At 73.1% G+C, this 5,817-nt stretch carries 3 protein-coding genes; 2 read left to right on the top strand and 1 reads right to left on the bottom strand.

Translation table 11 applies throughout. The features are described 5' to 3' along the window. A partial coding sequence (locus tag I59_RS19975) for an SdrD B-like domain-containing protein (RefSeq protein ID WP_049976583.1) occupies positions 1 to 3,402 on the bottom strand: 3,402 nt, incomplete at its 3' end. Positions 3,403 to 3,571: 169 nt separating this feature from the next. Between I59_RS19975 and I59_RS12640 the strand changes: the two genes are divergently transcribed. After that, complete coding sequence (locus I59_RS12640; protein WP_031273754.1) at positions 3,572 to 4,510, top strand: aldose 1-epimerase family protein; 939 nt, start codon at positions 3,572 to 3,574, stop codon at positions 4,508 to 4,510. Then, positions 4,489 to 5,817: anthranilate synthase component I family protein (locus I59_RS12635; protein WP_022904176.1), on the top strand; the 1,329-nt coding region annotated here is incomplete at its 3' end. The genes I59_RS12640 and I59_RS12635, both read left to right, overlap by 22 nt.

Here is a 5,817-nt window from a genome sequence, read left to right as displayed (position 1 = left end):
CGTCGAGCCCGGGTCCGGCTCCGGTGCGCCGGACGCGTCGGTCGGCGGTTCCGTCGTCCCCGGGTCGACGGGCGTGACCGGACCGGCGGGATCTCCCGGATCCGTGGGGTCCACCGGTGCGTCGTCCTCGACGAGACCTGCATCGAGCGCTGTCGTCCGGGTCACCCCGTCGAACCGGCCCTCGTCGTCGACCTCCTTCGTCAGCAGCACGGAGTCGGAGACCCCGTCGGCGTCGGCATCGGAGTCCGCGTCCCGGTCGTCCCCGACGCGCGCCACGGTGAAGTGGTCGCCGTCCGGAGCGATCCACCGCACCGTGTAGTCCCCGGGGCGGAGTTCGTCGAAGACGTACCTTCCGTCGGTGTCGGTCGTCGTGGTCCGGTCGACATCCTGTCCGCGGTCGTCGGTGCCGGTGAGCCGGGCACGGACGCCGGGCAGCGTCCGCTCGTCGTCCTGCAGGCCGTTGCCGTTCGCATCGAGCCAGACGGTGTCGCCGACGGAGCCCGCAACGACGCGGATGGTGGCCGCGTTCGACTGCACGGGCAGCGGCAGGTTCGAGGCGCGGAGACCGAAGCGGTTCACGTACCGGTCGCCGTGCCGTTGCCCGTCGGTGTGCAGCGTGACAGCGCGTTCCACGGTCGCACCGACGGGGATCGGCTCGCTGCGCTGGAGACGGAACGCGGTCGCCGCGGCCAGGTCCGCGGGGCAGCCGTCCGTGCCGAACTCGCTCGCGGAGCACCAGCGGGTCGTGCCGCCGGCCTGGTTCGACGGGTGGCTGCCGTCGATCGAGACCGTGCCGGGGGCGGCGGCGGTGTACCGGACGGTCTCACCGTTCGCGGCATCGACGTCCACCGGGGCGGCGAGGACCGCGGTGCCGTGGAAGTCCGACCCGCGCGCATCGCCGGGGTAGGGGAGCACGTCGATGAGGTCGGCGGCCTCGATCGGCGTGGCGTCGACGTTCGTGTACCCGAGGGTCCACTCGAGGTCGTCGCCGGTCACGACGACGGGGTGCACGGCAGCCTTCTCGGCACCGACACCGCCGGACGAGACGACCCGCACGGACCGCTCCGCGGAACGTTCCTCCTCACCCGAGCTGTCGGACGGTGACGAGATCACGACCCCGTTCGTGAGCGTCCCGCTCGGCGTGAGCTTCGAGACCCGCGCGTCGTAGGTGATCGCGTCGATCGTGGTGTTCGGGAGGACGTCCTCGATCGTCCAGGTCAGCCGTTCACGGGTGGTTCCGTCCTCGGCGACCACGGTGTCCAGGTCGGGTGAGCGGGACGCGCTGCCGGGGACGTACGAGGTGTTCACGGGCAGGACGTCCTGGACGGTGACGTCCGTTCTCCGGTCGCTGACGCCTCGGTCGCTCAACGAGGGGTAGAGCGCGTAGGTCACCGTGTCTCCAGCGGACACGATGGTCGTCTTGTCCGGGGTGTCGTCGGCGTCGTGGCCCGCGTCGACGACTTTCTTCCCGATGCGAGCCAGGTTCTCGGTGACGAGGACGCTGTCGGCGTAGGCGCCGGCACCGACGAGCGGGTCGTTGCGGTCGTGGACCCAGGGCCCGACGCCCAGCTTGACGTGGCCGAAGTCGCGGACGCGAGTGCCGTCCGGCACCGCTCGCACCCGCGTGTGGGTCTGCAGGAGGATGCTCTGCCCGCCCCGGACGTCCCCCGAGGCCCGGACCGCTCCCACCGCCGCGGGGCCACCGGGCACCTGTGCGGGCGTGCTGTACCAGGGGCCGTCCTCGTCGTCGCACGTCGCGTCGCGACCGGCCATCGGACTCGTCATGTCGAACGCGGCGTACTGCACGGAGAGGTTGCTCGCGTTGGAGGCGGACGCGTAGACGCCGCCCACCTTCGTCAGTGTCTGGGTGCTGCGGTCGAAGGTGTCGCAGACGGTGTACCGGCGGTTGCTGACTGTGGTGTTGTTCCCGAAGACCAGACTGCGCAGCACCTGGCCGGGGGCCACCCAGGGGTCGCCCTTCTTCGCCGAGCCGGTCACCTGCTCGCCAGCGGCGTCGATCTGGAAGACCTGCTTGCTCCCACTGCCACGCGCGATGTTGTCGAGGTTCCGCGTCGAGGAGTTGTCGGCGAGGGGTTCGGTGCTCCCCGCGAAGTTGGCGGCGCCGCTGACGGACGTGGTCTCGAGCGGCGTGAAGGTGTTGGTCGAGAGGACACTGGCGCCCTCGGGCAGGTTCGGCATCCAGAAGCTGATGACTCCGACGGCGAAGTACGCCCTGTCCGGCGCGGTGAGGGCGCCGCCGTCGATGCCCTTCGTCGGGAGGTGCGTGGGATCGGTGACGACGCCGGTGAACGTCACGTCGACGTCCCCACCCGGCGCGTCCTGCGTACAGGTCAGTTCACCGGAGTCGGTGACGCCGGTCGCACCGCCACCCGTCCCACGGGGGAGACCTGCGAACGTGTTGCCACCCGCAGTGCCGTGGACCTGGCACGCCCCTCGTCGGCTCCAGAGCACGGCGCCCGACGGGAGGTCCCCGGCAATCTGCGAGAGGTCGTCGCGGAAGCGCATGGTGCCGTCGCTCTTCTCGAAGCCGAGGAGTCCCTGCCCCGGCTCGAGCGGCTGCCAGTCGACGGTGATCGGGTAGGTGATCTGGATGCCCTCGGTCGTGCCGTCCGGACCGACCACGCCCGAGCTGAAGACACTGTTCAGCGTGCGCTTGCTGAGGTTGTAGCGGGCCGCGGCTGAGACGGTGGTGGTGGGGGAGGCGGCCTCGACGTGGCCGTTGGCGGCGTTGTCGGCGGTCGCGGTTGCGTCGACGGCGATGCTGTCACCGTTCCTGAGGTCGCCCGAGACGTCGAGCACGACCGGTGTGGCGATGGCCCGGCCTTCGGCGACCCTGCCCAGGTTGCAGGTCAGGGTCTGGCCGCTGATGCCGCTGCCGACGCCGGTGCAGGCGCGGGGGAGCGTCGCCCAGGACGTTCCGGTCGGAGCGGTGAGGGTGAAGCGCTCGTTCTCGCTGTCCCCGTCGTTGCTGCTGACGGTGACGCGGTACGTGATGGCGTCGAGGGTGCGGACGATGCCGTTCGCGTCGCTCGTGTCGCCGCCGGGCTCGTCGGTCCGCGAGAACGAACCGTTCCCGTCCTTCGCGACCTCGACCGCCAGGGCGACCGCGGACGCGGTGCCCGCGGCCGGGGTCGGGGCAGCCCGCTCCGACCGCTCGGCAGTGGGCACGGGCGAGGGCGTGGGCTGGGGCGTCGGCCGAGCCGTCGCCGTCGCCGTCGTGGTCGGTGCCGCCGTCGCGGTCGGTGTCGCCGTGGCGGTCGCCGTCGCCGGGTCGGGCTCAGGCCCTGCCAGTGCGGTCGAACCGGACACGAGCGAGCTCGCGACGACGGCGGCGAACGCGGTCGTCGCGAGGGCAGCCCGGAAGGGCGTGCGTGTGCGCATGGGGTCTCCATCTGTGGATCGAACAGCTCGCCCGCGCCGTTCCAGCGCGGCGTCGAGCTGATCTGCAACATATCTCATGTGAGGACATGACGCGTGACGTTGCGGACTCGTTGCCGTCGATCTCCCGACGCGGAACAGGCGGCCTCCCGAGGGTCGGTACGCTGAGCACATGAGTGCTGAGCACGTGGGCGAGGGTGCCCCGCTGTCCGGATCGCAGCTGACGATCGCCGCCGACGGGTACACCGCCGAGATCGCCACGGTGGGCGCCACGCTCCGCTCGCTGCGCCACGACGGCCGGGACCTCGTGGTCCCCTTCGCGGCCGACGAGGTCCGGCCGGTGTTCCGCGGCGCGGTGCTCGCGCCGTGGCCGAACCGGGTGGTGGACGGCCGGTACGCCTTCGACGGCACCGACCACGAGCTCGCGCTCACCGAGCCGACCCGCCAGCACGCGCTGCACGGGCTCGTCGGCTGGACCGACTTCGCGGTCGAGGCGCACGAGTCCGATCGTGCGGTCCTCACCACGACGATCGCTGCGCAGGCCGGGTACCCGTTCCGCGTCGTCGTCACGGTCGAGTACCGCGTCGACGGTACGGGGCTGCAGACCGCGGTCACCGGTCGGAACACCGGACCCGCGCGTGCGCCCTGGGGGACCGGCCCGCACCCGTACCTCGTCGCCGGCCCCGGCACGGTCGACGACTGGACGCTGACGCTGCCCGCCGCCGAGGTCCTCGAGGTCACGCCGGACCGGCTCATCCCGACGGCCCTGGTGCCCGTGCACGACGAGTTCGACCTGCGTGCGCCCACCGTCATCGGCCCGCGCTTCGTCGACCACGCGTTCACCGGCTTCGACCGTGACGCGGACGGCACCGCGGCGATCGACGTGGTCGCCGCCGACGGCCACGGCGTCCGGGTGACCTTCGGCACCGAGTGCGGCTGGGTCCAGGTGCACACCGCTGACCACGTCGTGGCCGAGTACCACCGCGCCGGCCTCGCCGTCGAGCCGATGACGTGCGCGCCGGACGCGTTCAACACCGGCGCCGACCGGGGACTCGTCGTCCTCGAACCGGGTGCCGCACACACCGCAGCATGGACGATCGCAGCGGTCTGACCGACGCCGAACGACCCCGCGTCGAGGTCCGGCGGCTCCCCGGCTCGCCGGACCTCGCCGCACTCGCCGACGGCACCGAGGACGTCGTCTGGCTCGACTCCGGGCTGCCCGACGGTACCCCCGACACCGCGCGGGCCCGGGCGGCGTGGTCCGTGCTGGCCTGCACCGACGGTCCCTTCGCGGCCCGCCTCCGGCACGAACGGCGACGGGCCCGGGTCGACGTGTCCGCGGCGTCGCGGGCGTGGTTCGGGTCGGACCGGAGCTCGGACGCTCCCGCGTTCGCGGTCCTCGACGACCTGCTCGCGCGGACGCCCCGCCTCCCGGAACCGGTCCGGGGGTGCGGCTTCGCCCTCGGCTGGGTCGGATTCCTCGGCTACGAGCTCGGACGCGAGTCGGGCGGGCCCGACCGGACCGCCGACGGCCACGCGGACGCGGACCTCCGGTTCGTCGACCGTGCGGTGGTGGTGGGACCGGACGGCGGCGCGTGGGCGCTCGCCCTCGTCGTGGACGCGGAGCCCGCGGCCAGCGCGGCCAACCGGGCCTGGCTCGAGGAGGTGACCGTCCCGCCGACGCGTGCCGACGTGGCGGAGGCGCCCCCGGGCCTCCCGGCCGTCGCCGCGGCAGGACGCGTCTCGCGCGCCGCCTACGAGGCTGCAGTCGAGGCGTGTCGCGGCGAGATCCGCGAGGGCAACGCCTTCCAGGTCTGCCTCACCACCGCCTTCGCGGTGCCCGGCCTGGAGGCAGGGGTCGCCCCCGGCACGGACGCCCACCTCGCCGAGTACCTCCGGTTGCGCGCCGCGGACCCGGTCCCGTTCGGGGCCTACCTCCGCCTCGGTGCGCTCCGTGTGGCCAGCCGTTCGCCGGAGCGGTTCCTGCGGATCACGGCGGACGGCGTGGTCACCGCGGAACCGATCAAGGGCACCCGTCGGCGCGTCGCGGACCCGGAGGCGGACACGGCGGCGCGGGCGGACCTCGCCACGAGCGCGAAGGACCGCGCCGAGAACGTGATGATCGTCGACCTGCTGCGGAACGACCTGCTGCGCACCGCGGTGCCGGGGTCCGTGCACGTCGACCGGCTGTGCGCGGTGGAGACCTACGCGAGCGTGCACCAGCTCGTCTCGACGGTCTCCGCGGTGCTGCCGGTCGGCGCCTCGCGTGCCGCGACGGTCCGTGCGGCCTTCCCACCCGGGTCGATGACGGGAGCGCCGAAGAGCAGCGCCACGGCGATCGCGGACCGGCTCGAGGCGGCGCCGCGCGGGGTCTACTCGGGGGCGGTCGGGTACTTCTCGGCGAGCGGTGCGTCGACC

The sequence above is a fragment of the Curtobacterium sp. B8 genome (assembly GCF_000333315.1).
Taxonomy (GTDB): Bacteria; Actinomycetota; Actinomycetes; order Actinomycetales; family Microbacteriaceae; genus Curtobacterium; species Curtobacterium luteum.
The sequence above is the reverse complement of the archived record's forward strand: the minus strand, read 5'-3'. Positions and strand labels throughout refer to the sequence as shown.

What these genes read in the sequence shown, in the direction of transcription:
- I59_RS12640 (WP_031273754.1), top strand. Translation starts at nt 3,572, where the DNA reads ATGAGTGCTGAGCACGTGGGCGAGGGTGCCCCGCTGTCCGGATCGCAG.